Origin of the sequence: Rhodosalinus sp., assembly GCF_046542825.1 — a bacterium.
GTDB lineage: Bacteria > Pseudomonadota > Alphaproteobacteria > Rhodobacterales > Rhodobacteraceae > Rhodosalinus.
On the sequence record NZ_JBKHAQ010000018.1, the window covers coordinates 1 to 26,986 of the forward strand.

The following is a 26,986-nucleotide window of genomic DNA, read 5'->3' on the forward strand; positions in this document are numbered from 1 at the left end:
TGGATCGGGCAGGCGGGCGTGCAGGCGGTGTTCGACGCGATGCAGCGCGGCGGGCTCACCTATTTCCCGCGCGCCTCGCAGGCCAAGGTCGTCACCTTCGCCCGGGGCTGGTGATGCGCATCCTCGCGATCCTGACGGTGCGCAACGAGGCGGCCTTCCTGCTGGACTGGCTGGCCCATCACCGCGCCGTCGGCATCACCGATGTGCTCGCCTTCTCGAACGACTGCCAGGACGGCACCGACGCGATGCTGGACAGGCTGGCGGCGCTGGGCCGGGTCGAGCACCACCGCAACCCGCCGCCCCATGACGCGCAGGGCGTGCAGTTCACCGCGCTCAACCGCGCGGCAAAGCTGCCGATCACGCAAGAGGCCGACTGGATCCTGCCGCTCGACATCGACGAGTTCGTCAACGTCCACACAGGCGACCGCACCCTGCCCGCGCTGATCGCAGCACTGCCCGATGCCACGGCGATCACGCTGACATGGCGGCTTTTCGGCAACTGCGGCGTGGTGGCCTTCGAGGATCGGCCCGTCACCGAACAGTTCACCCGCGCAGCACCCGAGGTGATGTGGTGGCCCTGGCGCGCGGCGATGTTCAAGACGCTCTATCGCAACGACGGCACCTACGCGAAGCCGGGCGTGCATCGCCCCCGCGCGCCCGACCCCGCGCGCGTCGAGGCCGCGCGCTGGTTCGACGGGCACGGGCGGGAACTCGATCCCATCTTCCGCAGGCGCCGCATCTTCTCGACCTTCGGACAGCCGAACTACGGGCTTGCGCAACTCAACCACTATCCGCTGGGGGCGATGGAAAGCTTCGTGCTCAAGGCCGACCGCGGGCGGGCCGTGCACGGGGACGACCGGCTGGGCCTCGACTACTGGGTGGAGCGCAACTACTGCACCGACGAGGATTGCAGCATCGCGGCGCTGGCGCCGGAGACGGCGCGCCATCGCGCCGAACTGGCCGCCGATCCTGAACTCGCGCGGCTGCACGAGGCGGCCGTCGCCTGGCGGCGCACCCGTTTCGCGACCCTGATGGAGGACGAGCCCAACCGCGCGCTGATGGGCCGTCTGCTGGTCACACCGCCGTCGCGGCCCGTCCCGCGCGCGGTCGCGGCCCGGCTGATCGCCCACGCACGCCGCGCGCGGGAATGCGCCGACGCGCCGGATTAAGGGACTCTTTCGCGCGCAATTTCGCCCAAATCCGTTACTATCCGATGGCCAAGGTGCAGGCGCAGTCCGACCTGCCGGCATTGGAGACCCGCATGCAGGATGCCCCCGATCTCGATCAGCGACCGCTCGCCGGGCTGCCGCAGGCCGAATGGCTGGACGCCCTGGCAGAGGTCACCGTCGAGAACGGCCATTTCGCCGTGCTCGGCCCCCGGCACATGGCAAGCTACATAGACCACGGCGGCACCCTGCTGGTCAGCTTCGAGACGGTCGAGGGGATGCGCGCGCTGTCCGCGCGCGAGGAACCGCTGGGGTGGCAGATGGTGCGCGCCGCGGGCTGGTCGAGCCTGTCCCTGATCGCCCAGGGCGACACATGGTTCCGCGACCCGGCGGTCTACGACTATATCGACCGGCTGATCGACGACGCCTTCTTCGAGGATTTCGACCGCGTGGTGTTCTACGGCGCGGGACCCTGCGGCTATGCCGCGGCGGCCTACTCCGTGGCTGCACCAGGCGCCACGGTGCTGGCGATCCAGCCGCAGGCGACCCTCGATCCCGAGTTCGCCGAGTGGGACGACCGGTTCCTGGAGATGCGGCGCACCTCGTTTTCCGACCGCTTCGGCTATGCGCCCGCCATGATCGACGGCGCGCTCGAGGCGTTCCTGATCTATGACCCGCACGAATCGCTCGACGCGATGCACGCCGCGCTCTTTCAGGGCGACAACGTGATCCGGCTGCGCCTGAGGAACATGGGCGGCGCGATACAGGGCGACCTGATCGGCATGGGCTGCCTGTCCCCGCTGCTGGAGGCGGCGGGCGACGGAGTGCTGGACCGGGAGTTGTTCTACGAACACATGCGCGCGCGGCGCGACCACATCCCCTACCTGCGCCGGCTGCTCGCGCGGCTCGAGGAGCGGGGGCGTCACCGGCTGGCGCTTTCGCTGTGCCGGAACGTGAGCGAAAGGCTCTCCGCGCCGCGCTTCGCGCGCCGGGCGCAGCGGCTGGAAGAGATGCTGGGCGAGGACGCCCGGGTCGGCGCCTAGCCCATCCGGTCGGAGATCGCCGCGCGGATCTCCTTCTGGAAGGCGCCGATGGTGCCGCCGATCACCAGAAGCACGGGCGAGACCTCGTCCGACACCAGCACCAGCAGCACCGCCGCAGCAAGCAGCATGGCCGCGAAGGCCGCCACCCGGCGCCCGCCCGCATCCGGCATCCGCTCCTCTCCGAGGAGCGACAGCAAGGCCTCGGTGACGCGGTCCTGGACATGGGGCGTGGCGGCCCCCGCCAGACCGGCGACGATCAGCGTCAAGAGCATCGGACGTCTCCCTTGCGATGCGCTCAGCGACATGTGCCGCATCCTGGCACCGCGGGCAATCACCCGCGCACTGGCGCGCGCCTGCGCGATTGGGTAAAGGCGCGGCCATGACCGAGACCCTGACCCTGCGCCGCCCGGACGACTGGCATCTTCACCTGCGTGACGGCGCCATGCTGGCGGGCGTGCTGCCCGAAAGCGCACGCCATTTCGCACGGGCCATCGTGATGCCGAACCTGGTGCCGCCCGTCGTGACGGGCGCGCAGGCCGCGGCCTACCGGGAACGTATCCTTGCTGCCCTGCCGGAGGGACAGACCTTCCTGCCGCTGATGACCCTCTACCTGACCGAAGACACCGACCCCGAGGACGTGGTTCGCGCCCATGCCGAAGGGATCGTGACCGCGGTCAAGCTCTACCCTGCCGGCGCCACCACGAACTCCGCCTCGGGCGTGCGCGACTTCGGCCGCGTGCGCGGCGTGCTGGAGCGGATGGCCGAGGCGGGCGTGCCGCTCTGCGTGCATGGCGAGGTCACGGACGCCGACATCGACATCTTCGACCGCGAGGCGGTGTTCATCGAGCGCGTGCTGGACCCGATCCGCCGGGCCACCCCCGGCCTGCGCGTGGTGATGGAGCACGTCACCACGGCCGATGCGGTGGCCTACGTCAAGAGCGCCGCGCGCGACCTTGCCGCCACGATCACGGTCCATCACCTGGTGATCAACCGCAACCATATCCTGGCCGGCGGCATCCGGCCGCATTACTACTGCCTGCCGGTGGCCAAGCGCGAGACGCACAGGCAGGCGCTGCGCGCTGCCGCCGTCTCGGGCGATGCGCGCTTCTTCCTTGGCACCGACAGCGCCCCGCACGTCGACGCGGCGAAGGAAACCGCCTGCGGCTGCGCCGGCATCTTCACCGCGCCCAACGCGCTGTCGGTGCTGGCCGAGGTCTTCGAGACCGAGGGCGCGCTCGACCGGCTGGAGGGCTTCGCGTCGCTGCACGGCCCGGCCTTCTACGGCCTGCCGCCGAACGAGGAGCGCATCACCCTGACAAGGGGGGCGCCGGTGGACTACCCGGCGCGGATCGAGACGGGCGACGGCCCGGTCACCGTGTTCGATCCCGGCTTTGCGCTGCACTGGCGGGTGGCGCCGTGAAGGCGCTTGGAAGCGCCTTGCAAGCGGTTTCTCAAACCGCTTGCCCCTGGCGGCACCGTCCCGCACCACAGGAGCCTTGCGCATGATCACGACCGCCCCCCCGCCCGAGGAAATCGCCCGCCTGGCCGCGCGCATGCTGCTGGAAGTGGAAGCGGTGCATTTCAACGCCGACGAGCCCTTCACGCTCGCCTCCGGCCTGCCCTCGCCCACCTATATCGACTGCCGGCGCCTGATCGGCTTCCCGCGCGTCCGCACGGCGCTGATGGACTACCTCTCCGCCACCGTGCTGCGCGAGGCCGGGTTCGAGCGCTTCGACGTGGTCGCGGGCGGCGAGACCGCCGGCATCCCCTTCGCCGCCCTGATCGCGGAACGCCTGGGCCTGCCGATGGCCTACATCCGCAAGAAGCCCAAGGGCTACGGCCGCAACGCCCGCATCGAGGGCGTGCTGAACGAGGGCGACCGCGTGCTGCTGGTCGAGGACCTGGCCACAGACGGCGGCTCGAAGCTGTCCTTCGTCGAGGCGATTCGCGAGGCTGGCGGGGAATGCGCCTTCACCGCCGTGATCTTCGCCTACGGCATCTTCCCCGAGGGCGAGGCGAGGCTGGCAGGGGCCGGGGTGCGGCTGCTGTCGCTGACCACCTGGCGCGACGTGCTGGCCGAAGCCCGCGAACAGAAAGCCTTTTCGCCCGCGACACTCGACCAGGTCGAGGCCTTTCTCGACGCGCCAAGAGCCTGGCAGGACGCGCGGCGCAGATAGATCCCGCCGCTGTGGCGTGACAGGCACATCTTGCCGCTACACCCACAACATGTTGACGCCGACATTGTCGCCGCCACATGCTAGGGTAGCGATCGGCGACTCACAGGCTATCCACAGCTTATACAGTTTGCCCTGGTCCGCGCGCCACGGCTATGCGGTCCGGACGACGAGCAGAGGGGCCAGCCATGAATCAGATCGCGGGGTTCAACCCGGCGAACGCGGAGATCGAGTCTCCGGAGTCCATGCCGCATTCGGTCGAGGCCGAGCAGCAACTGCTCGGCGCGATCCTGACCAACAACGACATCTTCGACCGTGTGGCGGCCATCGTCGGCCCGCAGCATTTCTACGATCCCGTCCATGCCCGCATCTTCGAGATCGCGGCCGCGCGCATCTCGAAGAACGCGCTCGCCTCGCCGGTGACGCTCAAGACCTTCATGGAGGGCGACGAGGGACTCGAGGCGCTGGGCGGCCCCGCCTACCTCGCCCGGCTTGCCGGTGCCGCCATCGCGGGGTTCGCCGCCCGCGACTACGCGCAACTGATCTACGACCTCGCCATCCGGCGCGAGCTGATCGCGCTGGGGCGCGACATCTCGGCCCGTGCCGCGAAGATGGAGGTGGACCGCGAGCCGCGCGAGCAGATCGTCGAGGCAGAACAGGCACTCTACCGGCTTGCCGAACAGGGGCAGGCCGACAGCGGCTTCCAGTCCTTCCTGCATGCCTCGCTCGAGGCGGTGCAGGTGGCCGTCGCTGCCCACAAGCGCAAGGGGCAGCTTGCCGGCATCTCGACCGGCCTGGTCGACCTCGACAAGAAGCTGGGCGGCCTGCACAAGTCCGACCTGCTGATTCTTGCCGGCCGCCCCTCGATGGGCAAGACCTCGCTGGCCACCAACGTCGCCTTCAACATCGCGCGCACCTATCGCCGCGGCCTCAAGTCCGACGGCACGGAAGGCGCGGTCGAGGGCGGCGCGGTGGGCTTCTTCAGCCTCGAGATGAGCGCCGAACAACTCGCCACGCGGGTCCTGTCGGACGCCTCCGACATCCCCTCGGACCGCGTGCGCAGGGGCGACCTGACCGAGGATGAGTTCCAGCGTTTCGCCGCCGCCGCGCGCGAGCTCGAGGCCTGCCCGCTCTACATCGACGACACGCCCGCCCTGCCAATCAGCCAGCTCGCCGCCCGCGCCCGGCGGCTCAAGCGAACGCATGGCCTGGACGTGCTGATCGTGGACTACCTGCAGCTGGTGCGCCCGGCCTCTGCCAAGGACAGCCGGGTGAACGAGGTGAGCGAGATCACGCAAGGGCTGAAGGCCATCGCCAAGGAACTGGATATCCCCGTGATCGCGCTTTCGCAGCTGTCGCGGCAGGTGGAAAGCCGCGAGGACAAGCGCCCGCAGCTCTCGGACCTGCGCGAATCGGGCTCCATCGAACAGGACGCCGACGTGGTGATGTTCGTCTTCCGCGAGGAATACTACAAGGAGCGCGAAAAGCCGGGCGACCACGACCTCGACGGCATGGCGAAATGGCAGGAAGAGATGGAAAAGCTGCACGGCCGCGCCGAGGTGATCATCGGCAAGCAGCGGCACGGGCCCATCGGCACCGTGGAACTCAGCTTCGAGGGGCGCTTCACGCGCTTCGGCAATCTCGCCAAGCCCTGGCAGCAGGACGAGGGCTTCTGACACCACCGGTCACGGGAATCGAGCGGGCGCTGGGCGAGGCCGTGGCGCGCCCTGCCCGGGCGCGCGGCATGGCTGCGCGGCGCGGTCATCCTGCCCGCCCCCCTCACCGATCTTGCCGGTAATCTGGCTGCCGAGCCGCGGCGCGCGGCGGCTCAGGCCGCCAGGCCGCGCCCCCGCAGCAGCGCCTCGACCCCCGGCAGACGGCCGCGGAAGCCCTCGTAAAGCGCCTCGGGTTCGGACGTGCCGCCCGCCGCCAGCACCCAGCGTTCCAGCGCAGCGGCGGTTTCCGGGTCGAAGGGATCGCCCGCCTCGCGGAACGCCTCGAAGGCGTCGGCGTCCATCACCTCGGACCACATGTAGCTGTAATAGCCCGCCGAATAGCCGTCGCCGGCGAAGACATGGGCGAAATGCGGCGTTGCGTGCCGCATCCCGATCGCGTGCGGCATGCCGAGTTCCGCCAGCACTTCGGCCTGCCGGGCCATCGGGTCGGCGGGCGCCGCGCCGGAATGGAAATCGAGATCGACCAGCGCCGAGGCGAGATACTCCACCGTCTGGAACCCCATGTCGAAGGTCGCGGCCGCCAGTACCCGGTCGAGCATCTCCTGCGGCATGGGCTCGCCCGTCCCGGCATGAGTCGCGAAGCGGCGCAGCACCTCGGGCACCTCCAGCCAGTGCTCGTAGAGCTGGCTGGGCAGTTCCACGAAATCGCGCGCGACCGAGGTGCCCGACATCGAGCCGTAGCGCACGTCCGACAGCATGTGGTGCAGCGCGTGGCCGAACTCGTGAAACAGCGTGCGCGCGTCGTCGTAGCTCAGCAGCGCGGGCCGCCCCTCTGCGGGCCTCGCGAAGTTGCAGACGTTGACGACGATGGCGCGGCGCGGCGCGGGCCAGTGGCGCTGGCCGTGGATCGCGCTGCACCACGCGCCCGACCGCTTGGTGCCGCGCGCGAAGTAGTCGCCCACGAAAAGCGCCATGTGCCGCCCGTCGCGCGTGACCTCCCAGGCGCGGGCGTCCGGATGGTAGAGCGGCACCTCGACTTCGCGGAACTCCAGCCCGAAAAGGCGGTGCGCCGTGTCGAAGGCGGCCTCCAGCATCCGCTCAAGCTGCAGGTAGGGTTTCAGCGCCGCCTCGTCGAGGTCATGCTCCGCCTGCCGCCGCCGCTCGGCGTAGTGGCGCCAGTCCCAGGGCTCGAGCGCGCCGTTGATCCCGTCGGCGCGCAGCATGGCGGTCAGCACCTCCGCGTCGGCCTCGGCCCGTGCCCGCGCCGGCGCCCAGACCTGCATCAGCAGATCGCGCACCCGCTCGGGCGTCTTGGCCATCTCGGTCTCCAGCTTCCAGGCGGCGAAGCTGTCGTGGCCCAGGAGCCGCGCGCGTTCCTCGCGCAGCGCCAGCACCTCTGCGGCGATGGCGCGATTGTCGGTCTCGCCGCCGTTCGCGCCGCGTGCGGCCCAGGCGCGCCAGGCCCCTTCGCGCAGATCGCGCCGCGTTGAGAACTGCAGGAAAGGCACGATCAGCGAGCGCGAGAGCGTCACGACGGGCCGGTCGAGCCCCGCCGCGCGCCCCGCCGCGCGCGCAGCCTCGACCACGAAGTCCGGCAGCCCCTCCAGGTCGGCCTCGTCAAGCTCCATCCGCCAGCCCGCCTCCTCGGCAAGCAGGTTCTGGGTGAACTGCGTGCCCAGCACGGCGAGCCGCGCCTTGATCGCGCGCATCCGCGCGGCCGCCTTCCCCTCCAGCGCGGCGCCCGCCCGCACGAAGGCGCGGTGCGTCAACTCCAGCAGCCGCGCATCCTGCGCGTCGAGGTCCAGCGAAGCGCGCGCCTCCCACACGCCGCGCACCCGCTCCCAGAGCGCGCGGTTGCCGTAGAGGTCGGAAGAGAACTCCGCGAGCTTCGGCGAGAACTCCCGCTGCAGTGCCTGTCGCGCCGGCGTGGCATCCGCGCCCGCAACGGAAAAGAAGGCGCCCAGCACCCGGTCGAGCGTGGCGCCCATACCCTCCAGCGCCTGGATGGTGTTCGCGAAATCGGCGGGCGCGGGGTTGTCCGCGATGGCCGCGATCTCGGCCCGCGCCTCGGCCAGCGCGGCGTCGAGCGCGGACGCGTAATGCGCATCCTCGATCCGGTCGTAGGGCGGCAGGCCGTAGGGCGTCGCGACGGGTGCGAGCAACGGGTTCGTCATGGGCGCGTTCTCCTGTTCCGCCATGGGATCTATGCCCCTGTTGACGCCGTGCCACCCCCGCAGACCGGGCAGCCCGGCCGTGGCGCCACGGCGATCACCCGCGCCTCGGCATAAAGCGCATCGTAAAGCATCAGCCGCCCGACCAGCGGCGCGCCGGCCTGGGCGATGAGCTTCACCGCCTCCACGGCCATCATCGCGCCCACCACCCCCGGCAGCGGTCCCACCACGCCCGCCTCCGCGCAGGAGGGCGCAAGCCCCGGCGCCGGGCGCTCCGGAAAGACGCAGGCGTAGCAGGGGCCGCCGCGCGCGGGGTCGAAGACGGCGACCTGCCCCTCCCATTGCGCGATCGCGCCCCAGACCAGCGGCCGGCCCGCCGCCACCGCCGCGCGGTTGACCAGCTCGCGCGTCTCGAAATTGTCCGAGCCGTCGAGGATCACGTCGTAGTCGGCGAAAAGCTCCGCGGCGATCTCTTCCGTCAGGCGCCGGTGATAGGGCCGCACGGTGACGTAAGGATTCTGCGCCTCCATCGCGGCCTGCGCGGAAAAGACCTTGGGCACCCCGATGTCGGCGTCCCGGTGGATCACCTGCCGCTGCAGGTTGGCGTTCTCGACCAGGTCCGCGTCGATGACCCCTACCGTGCCCACACCGGCGGCGGCGAGATACTGCAAGGCCGGCGCGCCAAGGCCGCCCGCGCCCACCACCAGCACCTTCGCCTCGCCCAGCGCACGCTGCCCGGTGCCGCCGATCTCGCGCAGCACGATGTGACGCGCGTAGCGCTCAAGCTGCGCCTCGCTCATCGCGCCGGGGCGCGGCGCGGGCGCCTCGGCCGCCTCCTTCGCGGCCGCACGCCCGCGCAACCGCCGCAGCACCAGCGCATAGCCCGCGCCCAACAGGCCGAAACCGCCGAGAATAAGCCAGAAGGCCGGCCCGCCCCCGGTGGCCACCCGCAGCGGGTGCCCCTCCGGCAGCGCCACATGCACCATCAGCACCGCGATGTAGAGCAGCGCCAGGATCAGGGCGCGAGCCTGCCGCGGCAGGCCGATCAGCCCGCCGCCGAACCACGCCAGCGCCGCTAGACCGAAGACCAGAAGCATCAGCCGCGCCCCGTCGAGCCGAAGCCGCCCGCGCCGCGCGGCGTCTCAGCCAGCGCTTCGGCCAGCTCGAAGGCCGCGCGCACCACCGGCGCCACCACCATCTGCGCAATCCGCTCGCCATGGCGCACGCGGAACGGTGCCGTCCCGAGGTTCAGCAGGATCACCCCCAGCGGCCCGCGATAATCGCTGTCGATCGTGCCCGGCGCGTTCGGCAGCACGATTCCGTGCTTCAGCGCGAGGCCGGAGCGCGGCCGCAGCTGCACCTCGTAACCCTCGGGGATCTCCAGCCGCAGCCCCGTGGGCACCAGCGCGCGCGCGCCCGCGCCCAGCAGCAGCCCCTCCGCCCGCGCATCCGCCGGGAAATTGGCCCGCAGGTCCGCCCCCGCCGCGCCCGCGGTGGCGTAGGCCGGCAGCGGCACATCCGGGTCCGCCTCTTCGGTCCGCAGGACGCGCAGCACGATCATTCCTCTCCCGGTCCTTCCTCTTGCCCCAAATACCCTCGCGCGAAGCGCACGCGCCGCAGGCGCGTTCCCTACGCCAGCGCCTCGGCGAGGCGCGCCGCGAGGCGCTCGGCGACCTCGGCCTTGGGCATCCGCGGCCAGGTTTCCGCACCTTCGGCCGTCACCAGCGTCACCGCGTTCTCGGCCCCGCCCATGATCCCCGTGCCGGGCGAGACGTCGTTCGCCACGATCCAGTCGCAGCCCTTGCGCCCGCGCTTGGCGGTCGCATTCCCGACCACGTCCTGCGTCTCTGCGGCGAAGCCCACCACCAGCCGCGGTCGCCCTTCGGTCAGCGCCGACACATGCGCCAGGATGTCGGGATTCTCGTGGAAGGACAGCTGCGGCAGATCGCCACCGGGCACCTTCTTGATCTTCTGCTCCGCCGCGCCTGCCACGCGCCAGTCCGCCACCGCCGCGGCCATGACGGCGGCATCGGCGGGCAGCGCCGCCTCGACCGCCGCGAACATCTCGCGCGCGGTCTCCACGCGCACCACCTCGACCCCTTCGGGCGGCGGCACGGCGGCGGGGCCGGTCACGAAGACCACATGCGCTCCCAGCGCCGCCAGCGCCTGGGCCAGAGCGGCGCCCTGCGCGCCCGAGGACCGGTTGGCGATGTAGCGCACCGGGTCGATGGGTTCATGCGTGGGCCCCGAGGTGACCACGATCCGCCGCCCCGACAGCGGCCCTTCGCCCAGCGCCGCCTCTACGGCTGCGAGGATGGCCGCCGGTTCGGCCATCCGGCCGGGGCCGTATTCGCCGCAGGCCATGTCGCCCTCGTCCGGCCCCACGAAGCGGACACCGTCCGTGCGCAGGGTGGCGGCGTTGCGGCGGGTTGCCGGATGCTGCCACATCCGCACGTTCATGGCAGGTGCGGCCAGCACCGGCGTGTCCGTGGCCAGCAACAGCGTCGAGGCGAGGTCGTCCGCGTGGCCCTGCGCCATCTTCGCCATCAGGTCGGCCGTCGCGGGCGCCACCACCACAAGATCGGCCACGCGCGACAGCTGTATATGCCCCATCTCGGCCTCGGCCGTCAGGTCGAAGAGCGCGCGATGCACCGTTTCCCCAGCCAGCGCGGCGACCGACAGGGGCGTCACGAACTCCTCCGCCGCGCGGGTCATCACGGGCGTGACCGCCACGCCACGCTCGCGCAGGCGCCGGATCAGATCGAGGGTCTTGTAGGCCGCGATTCCGCCGCCGATGATCAAGAGGATTCGCCTGCCTGCCAGCATCGCCCGTCTCTCCTGCCCGCCCGCACCCTACCTAGCCCCCTGCCCCGCGCCGCACAATGTCGGACCGAGCCGTCACCCTGACCACCCATCTGCCGGCCCCGATGGACGAGGTCCGGGATATGCTGATGCGTCCCGCAACGCTGGCTCATGTCGCGGCGCCGCTGCTGCGCTTCGTGCCCGAGGGCCGGCCCTTGCCCGACCGTTGGGAGGAGGGCACTTGGCGCGTCCGGCTGCGCGGACCGCTCGGGCTCCCGCTTGGCTGGCAGGAAATACGCGTGAGCTTTCCCGAAGCGCCACCGCCGATGCTGCGGCTGCGCGACGACGGGCGCGGCACGCTGGCGCGACGGTGGGATCACCTGATCGAGATTGCGCCGGAGGGCGACGGCACGCGCTACACCGACCGGATCGTGGTGGAGGCCGGCTGGCTGACCCCGGCGATACGCCTCTTCGCGCGGGTCTTCTATGCCCACAGGCAACGGCGCTGGCGTCGGCTGCTCAGCCCCGGAAGGCGTCGCAGGGATCGGGCCGCTCCGCCTCCGGCGTGACGAGCCAGAGATCGTAGGGCGCGCTGTCCTCCGGCGCGGCCTCGAGTTGGCCGACCGACAGGACCGAGACATCCGGCGCGGCGCGCGCCAGTTTCGCGGGCATCCCCCAGTCGGTGCGCGCGTGGCCGTTGCCGGTGATCACCACGACCGGGCCACCCGTCTCGTCAAGCGCGCGCAGAGCCTTGCGCGCGAGTGCGGCATCGCGCACCCGTTGGGCCATCACCATGCCGGGCAGCATCGTCTCGGGCAGCGCGTCGCAATGCGCCTCGGCCTGCATCGCCTCGCGCTCGGCCTGCTGCTCGTCCGGCAGGGCCGCGTCGAGGCCCCAGCGCGCGGCATCCTCGGGCAGCTCGCCCTCGCCCATGACCACGCCGCGCAACTCCTCGCGCGGCACCGCCGCGCCAAAGACGCGCGCCTCGGGCGCCGCGGCGAAGATCGGCGCATACATGGCGAAGTCGGGCCAGCCGCTTTCGTCCCAGTCGAGGGTCGCGCGCAGCGCCTCGGCATCCGTCATGAGGTCAGGCGTCACGCGCTCCGCATACTCGGGCGTCAGCATCTCGAAGACCAGCGCCGCGGGTTGCAGCTCCGCGACCGCGGCAGTCTGGTTCTCGTGATGCCACGGGTTATCGTGCACCTCCCCCAGGATCACGATATCGGCTGTCGGCAGCGTCGAAAGCTCCGAAGGCGCAATGGGCTCCGCCTCCGCGCCGAGCGCAGCGAGAAGCGGCAACGCGAGCGCAGCGAGCGCGCCCCTCATGCGAGCAGCGCCTGCACCTCGCGCGACTGCGATTCCAGCGCGCGCCGCATCTTCTGGAACGCCGCCGCCTCGAGCTGGCGCACCCGCTCCTTCGACAGGCCCAGCTCGTCGCCCAGGCTTTCCAGCGTGCGCGGGTCGTCGCGCAACTTGCGCTCGCGCACGATGAAGCGCTCGCGCTCGTTCAGCACGCCCAGCGCCTCGACCAGCCACTCGCGCAGCCGCGCCATGTCGTGGTCGCGCTCGATCAGGTCGGCGGCCTGCGTGCCTTCGTCCTCCAGCGTCTCGATCCACTCGCGGCCCTCGTCCTCGGCGGACTGGGTCGCGTTGAGCGAGAAGTCCGAGCCCGAAAGCCGCCCCTCCATCATCTCGACATCGTGCAGCGGGACGCCGATCTCGGTCGAGATGAGCTGATGCAACTGGTGGCGATCGAGCTGGACGCCCCGCTGCGCCGCCTCGCGCTCCAGCCGGGCCTGCACGCGGCGCATGTTGAAGAAGAGCGATTTCTGCGACGAGGTGGACCCGGTGCGCACCATCGACCAGTTGCGCATCACATAGTCCTGGATAGAGGCCTTGATCCACCAGACAGCATAGGTGGAAAACCGCACGCCGCGATCGGGGTCGAACTTGTCGGCCGCCTTCATGAGGCCCAGGCCGGCCTCCTGGATCAGGTCGTTCATCGGCGCGCCGTAGCGGCGGAACTTGGCCGCCATGGAAATCGCGAGCCGCATGTAGGCGTTGATCAGCCGGTGCAGCGCTTCCTCGTCGCGCTCGTCGCGCCAGGCGTAGGCGAGTTTCAGCTCCGTCTCCGCGTCGAGAAGCTCTGCCTTCATGGCGGCACGGGACAGGCTCTTGTCGGTCTGGGTATCGAGGGCCATGGTCACTCCGCTGTCTGCGTCGGCGCCTCATCGGAGCGCCTTTCTACTTCGGTACGCGCGCCGCACGTTCCTGGATCAGTCTCGTCGAAGGAACGCTTGTGTCACATGCGGCGTTCCGGCGCGCCTGCCGACGCGTGCCGCGCGGGCAGGCCCGTCACAGCCCCTTGAACTGGCGGGATTCCTGCAGACGCTTCGTCTTGCCGCCGCGGCATCATCACGAATTTGTCAAGACGGCCTGCGGCACGGTGCGCGGCCGTGCGCGCCGCCCGACCCCCGCGCGTTAAGCATTCGTCAACCAAGTCCGCGCTAGGCCCTTGCGGACAGTCTTGCCGGGGTCGCGATGGTCGCACGGGCCTATACCGTTGCTTTCGAGGGCGTGGAGGCGCGGACCGTCGAGGTGCAATGCGCGGTCAGCCCCGGCACGCCCGGCTTTTCCATCGTGGGCCTGCCCGACAAGGCCGTGAGCGAGGCGCGCGACCGCGTGCGCAGCGCGCTCAACGCGCTTTCCATCGCGCTGCCGTCGAAGCGGATCACCGTCAATCTCGCCCCCGCCGACCTGCCCAAGGAGGGCTCGCATTTCGACCTGCCCATCGCGCTGTCGCTGCTCGCCGCGCTCGAGATCCTGCCAGCCGACGCCGCCGAAAGCACTGTGGCGCTGGGCGAGTTGTCGCTCGACGGCCTTCTGATGCCCGTGCTGGGCGCCCTGCCCGCCGCAATGGCCGCGGCCGAAGCGGACCGCGCACTGCTCTGTCCCCGCGCCTCGGGGCCGGAGGCCGCCTGGGTTGGTGGCGCGCAGGTGATCGGGGCGGCCAGCCTTGGCGACGTGGTGCGCCACTACACCGGGCAGGCCCCGATCCCGCCCGCCGAGCCGGGCGAAATCACCGGCGATCCGTCCGCCCGCGACCTGCGCGACGTCAAGGGACAGGAACGCGCCAAGCGCGCGCTCGAGATCGCGGCGGCGGGCCGCCATCACATGCTGATGATCGGCACGCCGGGCTCGGGCAAGTCGATGCTGGCCGCGCGGATGCCCGGCCTGCTGCCGCCGCTCACCCCGGTCGAGGCGCTCGAGACCTCGATGATCCACTCGCTGGCGGGCCTGCTGGACGAGGGCGGCATCAGCCGCCTGCGCCCCTTCCGCGAGCCGCATCACACCGCCTCGATGGCCGCGATCGTGGGCGGCGGCAAGGGCGCGAAGCCGGGCGAGATCAGCCTTGCGCATAATGGTGTGCTCTTCCTGGACGAACTGCCGGAGTTTCCGCGCGCCGTGCTGGAAACCCTCCGCCAGCCGGTCGAGACGGGCGAGGTCATGGTCGCGCGCGCCAACGCGCATGTGCGCTATCCCTGCCGCTTCCTGCTGCTGGCGGCGGCCAATCCCTGCCGTTGCGGATACCTCTCCGACCCGGCACGCGCCTGCGGCCGGGCGCCCGCCTGCGGCGAGGATTACCTCGGCCGCATCTCGGGGCCGCTGATGGACCGCTTCGACCTGCGGGTCGAGGTGCCGCCGGTGGCCTTCGCCGATCTCGATCTGCCGGCCTCGGGCGAGGGCTCGGCCGAGGTGGCGGCGCGGGTGGCGCGGGCGCGCGAGGTGCAGGTGGCGCGCTTCGCCGGCCACCCCGGCCTGCGCCAGAACGCCGATGCCGAGGGCAAGGCGCTGGACGAGGTGGCGACGCCCGACGCCGAGGGGCGCGAGGTGCTGACCCGCGTGGCCGAGCGCATCGGGTTGTCCGCGCGCGGCTATCACCGGGTGCTGCGCGTGGCGCGCACCATCGCGGACCTCGACGGCTCGGACGCGGTGCGCCGGCCGCATGTGGCAGAGGCGGTGAGTTACCGCATCGTCTCGGCGAAGGCGGTCTGAACGAAGTCGCCCGCGCGGGCGAGCGCCGCGCGCGCCTCCGGCAGCCAGCCGTCGAGGATCTGCCAGACATGCGGCGTGTCGGGCCAGAGATCGAGGTGCACGCGCCCGTCCGCCGCCCGCAGCCGGGTGGCCATGCGCCTGGCGTCGTCCCGCAGGATCTCGGTGCGGCTGGCCTGGATCAGCACCGGCGGCGGGGCGCGGAAGGGCGCGAAAAGCGGCGAGAGGCGCGGGTCGCGCCGGTCGGCTTCCGGCGCCACGATGTCGACCAGTTCCTCGATCCGCTCCACGGGCAGAAGCGGATCGGCGCGGGCGTTCTCGCGCAGCGAGGCGCCGGAGAGCGTCAGGTCCACCCAAGGCGAGAAGAGCACCGCGGCGCGGGGCCGTTCGCCCTCCTCCAGAAGCCGCGAGAGCAGCGCCAGCGCCAGCCCTCCGCCCGCACTGTCGCCGCCCAGAACGATGTCGCCGGGCGCGAGGCCCTGCGCGCGCAGGAGGCCCCAGGCGGCGCATGCATCCTCGAAGGCCGCGGGAAACGGCGCCTCGGGAGCCAGACGATACTCCGGCGCACAGACCTCGGTGCGCGCGAGGCGCGACAGCCGCCCCAGCATCCCGCGGTGGGTGCGCAGGCTGCCGGCGACATAAGCGCCGCCGTGAAACCACAGGATCGCGCGGCCCGCCGGGACCGGCCCGGCCGACAGCCAGCCCAGCGGCGGCGGTCCGGGCCGCCGGATCTCGCGCAGGTGGGCAGGCCCGCGCAGCAGCGGCGCGATCCGCTCGAAGTCGCGGCGCGCGCGTTCGGGCGTTCCGGTCCGCGCGAGCGCGGGCTTGGCGACGGCGCGCAGCGCCGCGTTCATCGCGGCAAGGCGCAGGCTCATGCCGCCGCGCGCCGCGCCTCGATCGCCTCCCAGACGCGGGCGGCGATGTTGACGCCGTCGAAACGCTCGAGTTCCTGCAGCCCGGTGGGCGAGGTCACGTTGATCTCGGTCAGCCGGTCGCCGATCACGTCGATGCCGACGAAGAGCTGCCCCTTCTCCCGCAGCACCGGGCCGATGCGGGCGCAGATCTCGCGGTCGCGGTCGGTGAGTTGCGCGGGTTCCGGCCGGCCGCCGACGTGCATGTTGGACCGCGTCTCGCCGGCGGCGGGCACGCGGTTGATGGCGCCCACGGCCTCGCCGTCCACAAGGATCACCCGCTTGTCGCCCTGCGCCACCTGCGGCAGGAATTTCTGCACGATCAGCGGTTCGCGCGTGAAGCCGGTGAAGAGCTCGTGCAGGGCCGAGAGGTTGCGGTCGTTGGCATCCAGCCGGAAGACCCCCGCGCCGCCGTTGCCGTAGAGCGGCTTGAGGATCACGTCGCCATGCCGCGCCTTGAAGGCGCGGATCGTGGCCAGGTCGCGCGCGATGGTGGTGGGCGGCGTCAGGTCCGGGAAATCGAGAACCAGCAGCTTCTCGGGGAAGTTGCGCACCCAGAAGGGATCGTTGACCACCAGCGTGCTGGCCGCGAGCCGCTGCAGCAGGTGCGTGGTGGTGATGTAGTGCATGTCGAAGGGCGGGTCCTGCCGCAGCCAGACGACGTCGAACCCGGCCAGGTCGACATGCGCCTCCTCGCCAAGCTCGGCATGGTCGCCGCGGGCGCGCCGCACCCGCAGCGGCCGGCCCCTTGCGGTGATCCGTCCCTCCTCGTAGGCCAGCCGGTCGGGGGTGTAGTAGAAAAGCTCGTGCCCCCGCGCCTGCGCCTCCTCGGCGAGGCGAAAGGTGGTGTCGGCGTCGATGTCGATGGCGCCGATCGGATCCATCTGGATGGCGACTTTCATGGGCGGGCTCCGCTGCGACAGGCCCTTTCATGGCGCAGCCGGCGTCCGGGCGCAATCGTCGTGCCGCCGCCTACCAGTCGCTGCCGAAGGCATTCTCGATGACCTTCACCGCCCCGCTGCCGTCGACCAGCGCGAGGTCGAAGCGCATTTCGGTCAGCAGGCCGCCAGGTTCCTGTCCAACGAATTCCTCCGCCGCAGCGCAGAGCCTGTCCATCTGGCGGCGGCCGAGCCGCGTCGCCGCCGCCTCGAAACTGCGCGCGGCCTTGACCTCGACGAAGACGACGCGCGCACCTTCGCGCACGACGAGATCGATCTCGCCCGCCGCGCCGCGCCAGCGTTCCGCCACGACCGGCCGCCCGCTCGCGCGGTAGTGGCGCGCAACCCCCGCCTCCGCCGCGCGCCCCGACAGCGCGGCGAGGCGTCCACGCCGCACGCGCCGCGCCCGCCCCGGAGCCGCGAAGGGCGGCATCGCCGCAGCCTCAGACATCGCCGTCATCGTCATCGTTGTGCTCCTTCGCCGTGCGCCGCAGCGCCATCTGGTAGACCCTGCGCCGGGGCAGACCGGTGGCGGCGGCGACCTCTGCCGCGGCGTCGCGCACCGAGGCATGCCCAAGCGCCGCGTCCAGCATCCCTTCTAGGTCGATTTCGCTAACGCTTTCCGAATCGCCCGCGCCGATCAGCACGACGATCTCGCCCTTGGGCACCGGCGCGTCCGCCAGCGCCGCCGCAAGCTCGCCCAGCGCGCCGCGGCGCACGGTCTCGAAACGCTTCGTCAGTTCCCGGCAGAGCGCGGCCGGCCGGTCCGCCCCCAGTACGGCCGCCGCATCCGCCAGCATCGCGGCCACCCGCCGGGGCGATTCGTAGATCACCAGCGTGCCGGGCACCCCGCGCAGCGCTTCCATTGCCCGCCGTCGCTGTGCCTTGGACACCGGAAGGAAACCGGCAAAGAAGAAGCGGTCCGTGGGCAGGCCGCCCACCGCGAGCGCGGCCAGCGCGGCCGAAGCCCCGGGCACGGCCGTCACCGGGTGGCCCGCCGCGATCGCCTCGCGCGCGAGCGCATAGCCCGGATCGGCCACAAGCGGCGTGCCCGCCTCCGAGGCGTAGGCGACCGAACTCCCTTCGGCCAGCGCCGACAGCAGCTTTGGGCGCATCGCCGGACCGTTGTGGTCGTGATAGGCAAGAACCCTGCGCGTGCCCATCGGAACGGCATGGATCTGCATCAGCCGGCGCAGGCTGCGCGTGTCCTCGGCGGCCAGGACGTCGGCATCGCGCAGCACGTCGAGCGCGCGCAGGGTGATGTCGCGCGCGTTGCCGATCGGCACCGAAACCAGGTAAAGACCCGGCGCAAGATCGCCGTCTTGAGGATTCGGCACTGGACCCGCCTCTTGTCGTGACTATGATCGACCGCGCCCACAGGCCGGTGGCCGACACCCTGTTCCGCCGGTTCCGACCGAGGGAGGCTTTCGCCCATGTTCGACGTTTTCGCCCAGCCCCGCAAGTTCGCCCCGCCCCGCAAGTTCGCCGCCCGCGCGCTCGCCGCGCTGTCGATCCTCTGGCTGGCCGCTTGCGAGCCGGTTGGCGTGAGCCTGCCGGCAGTCGGTCAGGAACGCTCGATCGATACGTCCCGCCCGGTGCCCGTGGCGCTGCTGGTGCCGCGCAGCGACGAGGGTGCCGCGAGCATCGCCCGCGATCTCGAGACCGCGGCGCGGCTTGCGGTCGACGATCTGGGCGACGTCGCGATCGACCTGCGCGTCTACGACACGGCCGGCGATGCCGGAACCGCTGCGTCCGTCGCGCAGCGCGCCGCCGACGAGGGGGCGGGCATCATCCTTGGCCCGCTCTTCGGAGAGGCGGCCAATGCCGCGGCGGTGCAGGTCGCCGACGACGGGCTGAACGTGCTGAGCTTTTCCAACAACAGCTCGATTGCCGGCGGCAACCTCTTCGTGCTGGGCCCGACCTTCGAGAACGCGGCCGACCGCCTTGTCGCCTACGCCGCGCGACAGGGCCGGACGCGGTCCGTGATCGTTCACCCCGACACCGTCGAGGGACAGTTCGGCCGCAACGCGATCGAGAGTGCTGCGGCGGCGCAGGGCATGCGCGTGGTCGGCACCGTGCCCTTTCCGTTCTCCGAAGAGGGCGCGGTCGACGCCGCGAGCCGGGCCGTCGAGGCCGTGCGCAGCAACGACGCCGATTCGATCTTCCTGACCTCGACCTCCTCCGGTGCGCTGCCGCTGCTTGCGCAGCTGCTGCCCGAGCAGGGGCTCGACCCTTCGGACACCCAGTACATCGGCCTGGCCCGCTGGGACGTGCCGCAACAGACCCTGGACCTGCCGGGCGTTCAGGGTGGCTGGTTCGCCCGGCCGGACGAGGCGATGATGGAAAGCTTCCGCGACCGCTTCGAAACGGCCCATGGCAGACGCCCGCATCCTCTGGCAGGGCTCGCCTACGACGGGATCGCCGCCATCGGTGCGCTGGTCGAGCAGGGCAACGGCGCCACGCTGACCCGCGGCGACCTCACGCAATCCTCCGGGTTCCAGGGCACCGGCGGTGCCTTCCGGCTGCTGCCCGACGGCACGAATCAGCGCGCGCTGGCGGTGGCGACGGTGCGCGACGGGCAGGTGGAGATCCTCGACCCGGCGCCGAGAAGCTTCCGCGGTGCCGGATTCTGATCCTGTCCTCGCCGCCCTTCCCCGGGACGCGCAGGACAGGCTGATCTGCGCGCCCGAGGCGATCTTCGACCGCGCGGCCTTTGCCGGCGACCTCGAGGCGGCAGCGGCAGAGGCCGAAGACGGCGCCGCGCTGCGCATGGCCGCCGTGCGGCTGCTGCGCGAGGCGCGCAGCCGTGGCCGCGATGCGATCGCCGATGCCTTCCGCGCGCACCCCTTCGAAGCCCGCGCGACGATCCGCGCCTATGCCTGGCTCACCGACCGGCTGGTCGAGGCGGCCTGGACCGTCGCGACGCAACGCTTGCACCCCAATCCCAACCCCACCGAGGGCGAGCGCCTCGCGCTGCTGGCCGTGGGCGGCTACGGCCGCGGCGAGATGGCGCCCGAATCGGACGTGGACCTGCTGTTCCTCTCGCCGTGGAAGATCACGCCCTGGGCGGAGAGCGTCACCGAGTCGATCCTCTACATCCTGTGGGACATCAAGCTGAAGATCGGCCACGCGTCGCGCACGGTGAAGGACTGCCTGCGCCTGGGCGCCGAGGACGTGACGATCCGCACCGCGCTGCTGGAACACCGGCACCTCTGCGGCACCGCGGCGCTGACCGAGGAGCTTGAACACCGCCTGCGGCAGGATCTCTTCGACGGCACCGAGCGCGAGTTCATCGAGGCCAAGCTCGCCGAGCGCGACGCGCGGCACACCCGGCAGGGCGCGCGCTACATGGTCGAGCCCAACGTCAAGGAGGGCAAGGGCGGGCTGCGCGACCTGCAGTCGCTCTACTGGATCGCGAAATACGTCCATCACGTCGATGTGGCAGCGGCGCTTGTCGACCTGGGCGTGTTCCGCCCCGAGGAATACGACCGCTTCCGCCGGGCCGAGAACTTCCTCTGGGCGGTGCGCTGCCATCTGCACCTGCTGTCGGGCCGCGCGGTCGAGCAGCTGACCTTCGACATGCAGGTCGACGTGGCCGAGGCGATGGGCTACCGTGACGCGCGCGGGCGGCGGGCAGTCGAGCACTTCATGCAGGAATATTTCCTGCACGCGACGGCGGTGGGCGATCTGACGCGCATCTTCCTGACCGCGCTCGAGGCCGATCACCGCAAGGGCGCGCCGCTTCTGACCCGGCTCTTCACGCGCACGCCGCGGGTGCGCAAGGGCTACACGGTGGCCACCGGCCGGCTTGCCATCGCCGACGACGCGGCCTTTCTCGCCGACAAGCTCAACCTGCTGCGGCTCTTCGAGGAGGCGCTGCGCACGGGCCTGTTGATCCATCCGGACGCGATGCGCCTTGTGCGCGCCAACCTGCACCTGATCGACGACGAGGTGCGCACCAGCCGCGAGGGGCAGCGCATCTTCCTCGACCTGCTGCTGCGGCACGGCAACCCCGAGCGCGCGCTGCGCCGGATGAACGAGCTTGGCGTGCTCTCGGCCTTCCTGCCGGAATTCGCCCCGGTCGTCGCGATGATGCAGTTCAACATGTATCACCACTACACGGTGGACGAACATACCATCCAGTGCATCAGCCAGCTTGCGCGGATCGAGCGCGGCGAGCTGTCCGAAAGCCTGCCGGTGGCCAGCGGGATCCTGCAGGAAGGCGTGAACCGCCGCGTGCTTTATGTGGCGCTGCTGCTGCACGACATCGGCAAGGGGCGGGAAGAGGATCACTCGATCCTCGGCGCGCGGATCGCCCGCACGGTCGCCCCCCGCCTGGGCCTGCGGAAGTGGGAGGCGGAGACGGTGGAGTGGCTGGTGCGCTACCACCTGCTCATGTCCGATCTGGCGCAGAAGCGCGATATCGCCGACCCCCGCACCGTGCGCGACTTCGCCAAGCTCGTGCGCACGAAGGATCGGCTGGACCTGCTGACGGTGCTCACCGTCTGCGACATCCGCGGCGTGGGCCCCGGCACCTGGAACAACTGGAAGGCCGCGCTGATCCGCGCGCTCTACCGCCAGACGCGGCGCGCGCTTGAGGGCGGGATGGAGGCGCTCAACCGCGAGAACCGCGAGGCGGAGGCGAAGCGCGCCCTGCGCGCCCGGCTGGCGGACTGGGATCAGTCGGACCTGCGGCGCGAGCTGGGCCGCCACTATCCAGCCTACTGGCAGGGGCTCCACGTCACCGCGCACGAGATCTTCGCGCGGCTGCTGCGCGACATCGGCGCGGACGACATCCGCATCGACCTGCACCCGGACGAGGACCGCGATGCCACCCGCATCTGTTTCGCGCTGGCCGACCATCCCGGCATCTTCTCGCGCCTCGCGGGCGCGCTGGCGCTCGCTGGCGCCAACGTGGTCGATGCGCGCACCTATACATCGAAGGACGGCTACGCGACGGCGGTCTTCTGGGTGCAGGACGCCGACGGGCGCCCCTACGAGATGGAGCGCCTGCCGCGGCTGGAGCGCACCATCGGCAAGACCCTGCGCGGCGAGGTCATACCCAGAGAGGCGATGCGGCCGCGCGACAAGCTGCGCAAGCGCGAGCGCGCCTTCCGCGTGCCCACCTCGGTCACCTTCGACAACGACGGCTCGGACATCTACACCATCATCGAGGTCGACACCCGCGACCGTCCCGGCCTGCTCTACGATCTGACCCGCACGCTGGCCGAGGCCAATGTCTACATCGCCTCCGCGGTCATCGCGACCTATGGCGAGCAGGCGGTCGACAGCTTCTACGTCAAGGACATGTTCGGGCTGAAGCTGCACGCGCCCGCCCGCCAGCGCATCCTGGAGGCGCGACTCAGGAAGGCCATAGAGGACGGCGCGGCGAGGGCGGAGGGATGACCCCGCTGCGGCACCCGGACAACGTCATGCCCCGGGAGACGGGCGCGGCGCTCGACGGGCAAGGTCTGCGCGGGGCGTTCGACGCCCGCCCGCCCCGTCCGCGCCACGACTGGCTGGGCTGGATTGCCACCGCTAAGAAGCCCGGAACGCGCGCGCGCAGGCGCGCATCCATTTCGGCCGATCTGGAGGCAGGGCACGGCGACACCGGCGTGGACTGGCACCCGAAGCGATGACGGGCCCGCGCCGATGAGGCCCATCCGCCTGATGGCCGGTTTCCTGACGGTCGGGGTCTGGACGCTTGCAAGCCGCGTGCTGGGCTTCGTGCGCGACGTGCTGATCCTTGCCTTCCTTGGCACCGGCCCGCTCTACGAGGCCTATGTCGTGGCCTTCCGCCTGCCCAACATGTTCCGCCGTTTCTTCGCCGAAGGCGCCTTCAACACCGCCTTCGTGCCGATGTTCTCGAAGAAGCTGGAGGGCGAAGAGGATGCGCAGGGCTTCGCGCGCGACGCCTTCGCGGGGCTGGCCACGGTGCTGATCGCGCTCACGCTGGTCGCGCAGATCGCAATGCCCTGGCTGATCTATGGCATGGCCTCGGGCTTTGCCGGGCAGGTGGAGTTCGAGCTGTCGGTCGAATTCGGGCGCATCGCCTTTCCCTACATCCTCTTCATCTCGCTCGCCGCGCTGCTCTCGGGCGTGCTGAACGCGACCGGCCGCTTCGCCGCCGCCGCCGCCGCGCCCGTGCTGCTGAACCTGCTGTTGATCGGCGCCATCGGCGGGGCGCATCTCATGGGCGGCGACGTGGCGCGCGCGCTGATCTGGGCGATCCCGGTGGCGGGGGTCGCGCAACTCCTGCTGGTGGCGATCGCCGCGCGCGCGGCGGGCTTCACCATGCGGCTGCAGCGCCCGCGGCTCACGCCAGAGCTGCGGCGTCTGGTGCGCATCGCCGTGCCCGCGGCGCTGGCGGGGGGCGTGCTGCAGGTCAACCTGCTGGTCGGCCAGCAGGTGGCCAGCTACTTCGACCGCGCGGTGGGCTGGCTCTATGCCGCCGACAGGCTCTATCAGCTTCCCCTCGGCGTCGTCGGCATCGCCATCGGCATCGTGCTTCTGCCGGATCTCGCGCGCCGCCTGCGCGCGGGCGACGACGCCGGCGGGCGCGCGGCCTTTTCCCGCGCGGGCGAGATCGCGCTGGCGCTGACGATCCCCTGCGCCGTGGCGCTGGTGCTGATCCCCCTGCCCATCGTCTCGGTCCTGTTCGAGCGCGGGCAGGCCACGGCAGACGACAGCGCCGCCATCGCCGTGGCGGTGGCGATCTATGGCCTGGGTCTGCCGGCCTTCGTGCTGCAGAAGGTGCTGCAGCCGCTCTTCTTCGCGCGCGAGGACACGCGCACGCCCTTCCGCTACGCGCTCTGGGGGATGGTGGTGAACGCGGTGCTGGCGATCGGGCTGGCGCCCGTGGTGGGCTGGGTCGCGCCCGCCATCGCGGCGACGGCGGCGGCCTGGGTCATGGTGCTGCTGCTGGGCATCGGCGGGCGGCGCTTCGGCGATGTGGCGCGCTTCGACGCGCGCTTCCGCAGCCGGATCTGGCGCATCCTCTGGGCCTCGGGGGTGATGGGCCTGGCGCTCTGGACGCTGGAGCTGATCCTGGGTCCCTTCCTCGGCATGCCCGGCTGGCGCTACGGGGCGCTGGCGGTGCTGGTTCTGGGCGGTGCGGCGGTCTATTTCGGCGCCGCGCAGGTGCTGGGCGCGCTGCGCCTGTCGGAGGTGCGCGGCGCGCTCAGGCGCGGCTGAGACATCAGTCGCGTCGCATCCGCGCGCGCAGCCGCGTCCAGCCGCCGGGGCTGACGAAGAAGGACATCAGGAAGCCCGCCCCGAAGCCCGCAAGATCGGCGATCCAGTCGTTGTAGGGGCCGAAGAGCAGCCCGAAGATCAGCTGGATTCCCAGCAGCACGCCGATCAGGGTAAAGGCGCGAATCTGCTGCGCCCCCATCTGCCCCAGCCGCATCCACAACAGCCAGGTGAAGGCGCCGATCAGCCCGTAGACCCCCGGAAAGGCCCCCAGCAGCCACTGCGACCCGCCCAGCAGCAGGCCGAAGACCGCGGCGCCCACGACGCTGGAGACCGCGAAGACGCCCAGCGTGGCGACCGCGCCAAAGACCTCGCCCACCATCTTGCCCAGCGCCAGCAGCATGATCGCGGCGAAAAGCGCGTGGGTGAAGCTTGCGTGCACGAAGGGATAGGTGACGAAGCGCTGCAGATGCTCCAGCGGCCACTGCCCGGTCACGCGCATCCAGTCGAGGATCGCGGCGTTGAAGCCGTAGGTCTCGATCGCGGCGGCGCGCCAGCCCACCGCGCCCGGACCGCCGGCAAGCCCCCGCGCGCCCAGCGAAAACGCGACCTCCACCGCCACGATCAGCAGGAACAGCGCCACCACCACGGGCGGCAGCGGATTGACCGGCGCGGGGCCGGGCGCGTGGCTCATGGCGCGCTCCCTCGCTCGCTTGACGCTTTGGCCCCCCGTGGGTAAGCGAGCCGGGACCCGAACGCCAGACGGAGTTTTCCCCGCATGTCCGACGCGGATCCCCTTGCCGGTTTCACCCCGCGCGTGTTCTCCGGCATCCAGCCGTCCGGCGGGCTGACGCTCGGCAATTATCTCGGCGCGATGAAGCGCTTCGTCGAGATGCAGGAGCAGGGGGTCGAGACGGTCTATTGCGTGGTGGACCTGCACGCGATCACCGTCTGGCAGGACCCCGCGAAGCTCACCCGCGCCACGCGCGAGCTTTGCGCGGGCTTCATAGCGGCGGGCATCGACCCCGGGCGTTCGATCCTCTTCAATCAGTCCCAGGTGGCCGAGCACGCGCAGCTTGCCTGGGTCTTCAACTGCGTGGCGCGCATGGGCTGGATGAAGCGCATGACGCAGTGGAAGGACAAGGCCGGCAAGAACCAGGAGGAGGCGAGCCTGGGGCTCTTCGCCTATCCCGCGCTGATGGCCGCCGACATCCTTGTCTATCACGCCACGCATGTCCCCGTGGGCGAGGACCAGAAGCAGCACCTTGAGCTCACGCGCGACATCGCGGCGAAGTTCAACCACGACTACGGGGTGAACTTCTTCCCGCTGACCGAGCCGGTGATCGAGGGCGCGGCCACGCGGGTGATGAGCCTGCGCGACGGGTCGAAAAAGATGTCGAAATCCGATCCCTCGGACATGAGCCGCATCAACATGACCGACGATGCCGACACCATCGCGCAGAAGATCCGCAAGGCGCGCACCGACCCCGAGCCGCTGCCCTCGGACCACGCGGGGCTGGAGGAACGGCCCGAGGCGCGCAACCTCGTCAACATCTACGCGGGCCTTGCCGACATGAAGGTCGAGGAAGTGCTGGCCGAATACGGCGGCAGGCAGTTCTCGGCGTTCAAGCCGGCGCTGGCGGAACTGGCGGTCGAGAAGCTCTCGCCCATCTCGGCCGAAATGGCCCGGCTGATGGAGGCGCCCGACGAGATCGACGCGATTCTCGCCCGCGGCGCCGAGCGTGCCCGCGCGCTGGCCGCCCCGATCCTCAGGCGCACCTACGAGATCGTGGGGATGGTGGGGGCCTGAGATGCGGCGCGCGCTCCGGGCCTTCCTCGGGGCGCTCCTGATCGTATCGCTGGCCTGGAGCGGCGGCACCGCCGTGCAGCTTTTCGGCAGCGGCCCTGCCCGGCTCTGGGTAGACCGCGAGGCGGACCGCATCCTGGCCGAGGTGGACCGGCAGCTCGCGCGCGTCGCGGGGCCGGAGCGCATCGGCGGGCGGGTCTCCGCCCTTCTGGCAGAGGAGCCGCGCAACTGGCTCGCGCTCGACGCCGTTCTGGCAGAGGCCGCGCGGCTCGGGGTCGCCCTGCCGCCGGACCTCGCCACGCGGGTGGAAGCGGCGCGGGCGGAGGATTTCAGTAAGTGGGCGCGTGCGGAACGATGCTCGCGCTGCGCCATGAACCCCGAGCAATGCAGTTTTGATCTGGTGATACCGTGTCGCGGTCCGGTCGTGTTGACGCCGATCGCCGACCTCACGGACCTGGTCCGGGAAGGCCGCAAGTATCTGCGTGGAGAGGACGTGGACGAGGTGATCGTGATCCTTTCCGCCATCGGTCTTGCCGCTCTGGTTGCGCCACCCGTCAAGACAGCCGCGGGGCTGGCGAAGCTGGCGAGCACAATGGGCGCGATGCCGGGCTGGATGATGCGCAGCCTAAGCGACGCGGCTCGGAGAGCCGTGGACTGGGCGAGCCTCCCCAAGGTGCGACACCCGAGCGATGTGCGTCTGCTTCTCCGCCAGGATGAGCTTCAGCCCACGCTGACGATGCTCGGCGGTGCGCGCCGTGTGCTGGATGGTGCGGGCGCGGCGGGCGGTCTCTACCTGATCGGCAAGACCGCCGATGCCGCGGACCTCGCACGGCTGGCGCGGGTGTCCGAGGCGGCGGGGGAGCGCACGGTCGGCGCCATGGAGATCCTCGGCAAGAGCCGGTTGCTGCGGACCGCGTTGCGCCTTTCGGACGAGGCGCTGCAACTGGTCGCGGGCCTCGCCGCCGCGGTCGCGGCGCTCGTCGGGGTCCTGCTGTCGGGCACCACCAGCCTTGCCCTGCGCACCGCGCGCCGCCGCCTCGGGTAAGCGCCGCGC

At 71.2% G+C, this 26,986-nt stretch carries 25 protein-coding genes; 13 read left to right on the forward strand and 12 right to left on the reverse strand.

Annotated features, from left to right (window positions below):
* Nucleotides 1-113: 113 nt before the first annotated feature.
* A complete protein-coding gene (locus tag ACLFOB_RS04125) occupies nt 114-1,169 on the forward strand; it encodes a glycosyltransferase family 2 protein (RefSeq protein WP_410925019.1) in 1,056 nt (351 codons plus the stop codon).
* A 92-nt stretch (nt 1,170-1,261) separates the two neighbouring features.
* Entirely contained in the window at nt 1,262-2,209 is a 948-nt protein-coding gene (locus tag ACLFOB_RS04130) for a phosphoadenosine phosphosulfate reductase (protein WP_410925021.1), read from the forward strand.
* On the opposite strand, the gene ACLFOB_RS04135 is transcribed toward ACLFOB_RS04130, so the two are convergent.
* Nucleotides 2,206-2,481 (reverse strand): hypothetical protein, encoded by a 276-nt coding sequence (locus ACLFOB_RS04135; protein WP_410925023.1) that lies wholly within the window; start codon nt 2,479-2,481, stop codon nt 2,206-2,208. The genes ACLFOB_RS04130 and ACLFOB_RS04135 overlap by 4 nt on opposite strands.
* Nucleotides 2,482-2,588: 107 nt before the next feature.
* Here ACLFOB_RS04135 and pyrC point away from each other — a divergent pair, with 107 nt between their 5' ends.
* The 3 genes from pyrC (at nt 2,589) to ACLFOB_RS04150 (ending at nt 6,059) form a co-directional block, all read left to right on the forward strand.
* Nucleotides 2,589-3,629 carry a dihydroorotase gene (gene pyrC / locus ACLFOB_RS04140; RefSeq protein WP_410915511.1) on the forward strand — a complete coding sequence of 347 codons (1,041 nt, stop codon included), beginning with the start codon at nt 2,589-2,591 and terminating at the stop codon, nt 3,627-3,629.
* Nucleotides 3,630-3,711: 82 nt separating this feature from the next.
* Nucleotides 3,712-4,386 carry an orotate phosphoribosyltransferase gene (locus ACLFOB_RS04145; RefSeq protein ID WP_410915510.1) on the forward strand — a complete coding sequence of 225 codons (675 nt, stop codon included), beginning with the start codon at nt 3,712-3,714 and terminating at the stop codon, nt 4,384-4,386.
* A 185-nt stretch (nt 4,387-4,571) separates the two neighbouring features.
* Nucleotides 4,572-6,059 carry a replicative DNA helicase gene (locus ACLFOB_RS04150; protein ID WP_410915509.1) on the forward strand — a complete coding sequence of 496 codons (1,488 nt, stop codon included), beginning with the start codon at nt 4,572-4,574 and terminating at the stop codon, nt 6,057-6,059.
* A 152-nt stretch (nt 6,060-6,211) separates the two neighbouring features.
* Here ACLFOB_RS04150 and ACLFOB_RS04155 read toward each other — a convergent pair whose 3' ends face one another.
* The 4 genes from ACLFOB_RS04155 to coaBC all read right to left on the reverse strand — a co-directional run bounded on the left by ACLFOB_RS04155 (nt 6,212) and on the right by coaBC (nt 11,056).
* Nucleotides 6,212-8,233, reverse strand: coding sequence for a M3 family metallopeptidase (locus ACLFOB_RS04155; protein ID WP_410925025.1), 2,022 nt, complete (start codon nt 8,231-8,233; stop codon nt 6,212-6,214).
* A 29-nt stretch (nt 8,234-8,262) separates the two neighbouring features.
* The gene (locus tag ACLFOB_RS04160) at nt 8,263-9,327 is read right to left on the reverse strand and encodes a HesA/MoeB/ThiF family protein (protein ID WP_410925027.1); all 1,065 of its coding nucleotides are present in this window, start codon (nt 9,325-9,327) and stop codon (nt 8,263-8,265) included.
* Entirely contained in the window at nt 9,327-9,791 is a 465-nt protein-coding gene (dut, locus tag ACLFOB_RS04165; protein WP_410915506.1) for a dUTP diphosphatase, read from the reverse strand. Before dut ends, ACLFOB_RS04160 begins: the two co-directional genes overlap by 1 nt.
* Before the next feature lie 68 nt (nt 9,792-9,859).
* Nucleotides 9,860-11,056, reverse strand: coding sequence for a bifunctional phosphopantothenoylcysteine decarboxylase/phosphopantothenate--cysteine ligase CoaBC (gene coaBC / locus ACLFOB_RS04170; protein WP_410915505.1), 1,197 nt, complete (start codon nt 11,054-11,056; stop codon nt 9,860-9,862).
* 56 nt (nt 11,057-11,112) lie between these two features.
* On the opposite strand from coaBC, the gene ACLFOB_RS04175 reads away from it, so the two are divergent.
* Nucleotides 11,113-11,601 carry a hypothetical protein gene (locus ACLFOB_RS04175; RefSeq protein WP_410915504.1) on the forward strand — a complete coding sequence of 163 codons (489 nt, stop codon included), beginning with the start codon at nt 11,113-11,115 and terminating at the stop codon, nt 11,599-11,601.
* On the opposite strand, the gene ACLFOB_RS04180 is transcribed toward ACLFOB_RS04175, so the two are convergent.
* On the reverse strand, nt 11,552-12,358 hold the full coding sequence (locus ACLFOB_RS04180) for a ChaN family lipoprotein (protein ID WP_410925029.1): 807 nt from the start codon (nt 12,356-12,358) through the stop codon (nt 11,552-11,554). The genes ACLFOB_RS04175 and ACLFOB_RS04180 overlap by 50 nt on opposite strands.
* Entirely contained in the window at nt 12,355-13,233 is an 879-nt protein-coding gene (locus ACLFOB_RS04185) for an RNA polymerase factor sigma-32 (RefSeq protein WP_410915502.1), read from the reverse strand. Before ACLFOB_RS04185 ends, ACLFOB_RS04180 begins: the two co-directional genes overlap by 4 nt.
* 340 nt (nt 13,234-13,573) lie before the next feature.
* On the opposite strand from ACLFOB_RS04185, the gene ACLFOB_RS04190 reads away from it, so the two are divergent.
* The gene (locus tag ACLFOB_RS04190; protein ID WP_410925031.1) at nt 13,574-15,088 is read left to right on the forward strand and encodes a YifB family Mg chelatase-like AAA ATPase; all 1,515 of its coding nucleotides are present in this window, start codon (nt 13,574-13,576) and stop codon (nt 15,086-15,088) included.
* Here ACLFOB_RS04190 and ACLFOB_RS04195 read toward each other — a convergent pair.
* The 4 genes from ACLFOB_RS04195 to rsmI all read right to left on the reverse strand — a co-directional run bounded on the left by ACLFOB_RS04195 (nt 15,058) and on the right by rsmI (nt 18,271).
* Nucleotides 15,058-15,960: an alpha/beta hydrolase gene (locus ACLFOB_RS04195; protein WP_410925033.1), complete on the reverse strand. Its 903-nt coding sequence runs from the start codon at nt 15,958-15,960 to the stop codon at nt 15,058-15,060. The genes ACLFOB_RS04190 and ACLFOB_RS04195 overlap by 31 nt on opposite strands.
* Nucleotides 15,957-16,898, reverse strand: coding sequence for a glutathione synthase (gshB, locus tag ACLFOB_RS04200; RefSeq protein WP_410915499.1), 942 nt, complete (start codon nt 16,896-16,898; stop codon nt 15,957-15,959). Before gshB ends, ACLFOB_RS04195 begins: the two co-directional genes overlap by 4 nt.
* Nucleotides 16,899-16,968: 70 nt before the next feature.
* The gene (locus ACLFOB_RS04205; protein ID WP_410925067.1) at nt 16,969-17,394 is read right to left on the reverse strand and encodes a YraN family protein; all 426 of its coding nucleotides are present in this window, start codon (nt 17,392-17,394) and stop codon (nt 16,969-16,971) included.
* On the reverse strand, nt 17,378-18,271 hold the full coding sequence (gene rsmI, locus ACLFOB_RS04210) for a 16S rRNA (cytidine(1402)-2'-O)-methyltransferase (RefSeq protein WP_410925035.1): 894 nt from the start codon (nt 18,269-18,271) through the stop codon (nt 17,378-17,380). The genes ACLFOB_RS04205 and rsmI overlap by 17 nt, the downstream gene beginning before the upstream one ends.
* Before the next feature lie 96 nt (nt 18,272-18,367).
* On the opposite strand from rsmI, the gene ACLFOB_RS04215 reads away from it, so the two are divergent.
* From ACLFOB_RS04215 to murJ, 4 genes are read left to right on the forward strand one after another with little or no spacing between them, the layout of a single operon-like run.
* Nucleotides 18,368-19,567 (forward strand): penicillin-binding protein activator, encoded by a 1,200-nt coding sequence (locus ACLFOB_RS04215; RefSeq protein ID WP_410925037.1) that lies wholly within the window; start codon nt 18,368-18,370, stop codon nt 19,565-19,567.
* Nucleotides 19,554-22,340 (forward strand): [protein-PII] uridylyltransferase, encoded by a 2,787-nt coding sequence (locus tag ACLFOB_RS04220; protein ID WP_410925039.1) that lies wholly within the window; start codon nt 19,554-19,556, stop codon nt 22,338-22,340. The genes ACLFOB_RS04215 and ACLFOB_RS04220 overlap by 14 nt, the downstream gene beginning before the upstream one ends.
* Before the next feature lie 26 nt (nt 22,341-22,366).
* Nucleotides 22,367-22,573: a YdeI/OmpD-associated family protein gene (locus ACLFOB_RS04225; protein ID WP_410925041.1), complete on the forward strand. Its 207-nt coding sequence runs from the start codon at nt 22,367-22,369 to the stop codon at nt 22,571-22,573.
* Nucleotides 22,574-22,586: 13 nt separating this feature from the next.
* Entirely contained in the window at nt 22,587-24,128 is a 1,542-nt protein-coding gene (gene murJ / locus ACLFOB_RS04230; protein WP_410925043.1) for a murein biosynthesis integral membrane protein MurJ, read from the forward strand.
* A 4-nt stretch (nt 24,129-24,132) separates the two neighbouring features.
* On the opposite strand, the gene ACLFOB_RS04235 is transcribed toward murJ, so the two are convergent.
* The gene (locus tag ACLFOB_RS04235) at nt 24,133-24,819 is read right to left on the reverse strand and encodes a rhomboid family intramembrane serine protease (protein WP_410925045.1); all 687 of its coding nucleotides are present in this window, start codon (nt 24,817-24,819) and stop codon (nt 24,133-24,135) included.
* An 84-nt stretch (nt 24,820-24,903) separates the two neighbouring features.
* On the opposite strand from ACLFOB_RS04235, the gene trpS reads away from it, so the two are divergent.
* Nucleotides 24,904-25,935 (forward strand): tryptophan--tRNA ligase, encoded by a 1,032-nt coding sequence (trpS, locus tag ACLFOB_RS04240; RefSeq protein ID WP_410925047.1) that lies wholly within the window; start codon nt 24,904-24,906, stop codon nt 25,933-25,935.
* Between the two features lies 1 nt (nt 25,936).
* Complete coding sequence (locus tag ACLFOB_RS04245) at nt 25,937-26,977, forward strand: hypothetical protein (protein WP_410925049.1); 1,041 nt, start codon at nt 25,937-25,939, stop codon at nt 26,975-26,977.
* Nucleotides 26,978-26,986 lie beyond the last annotated feature (9 nt).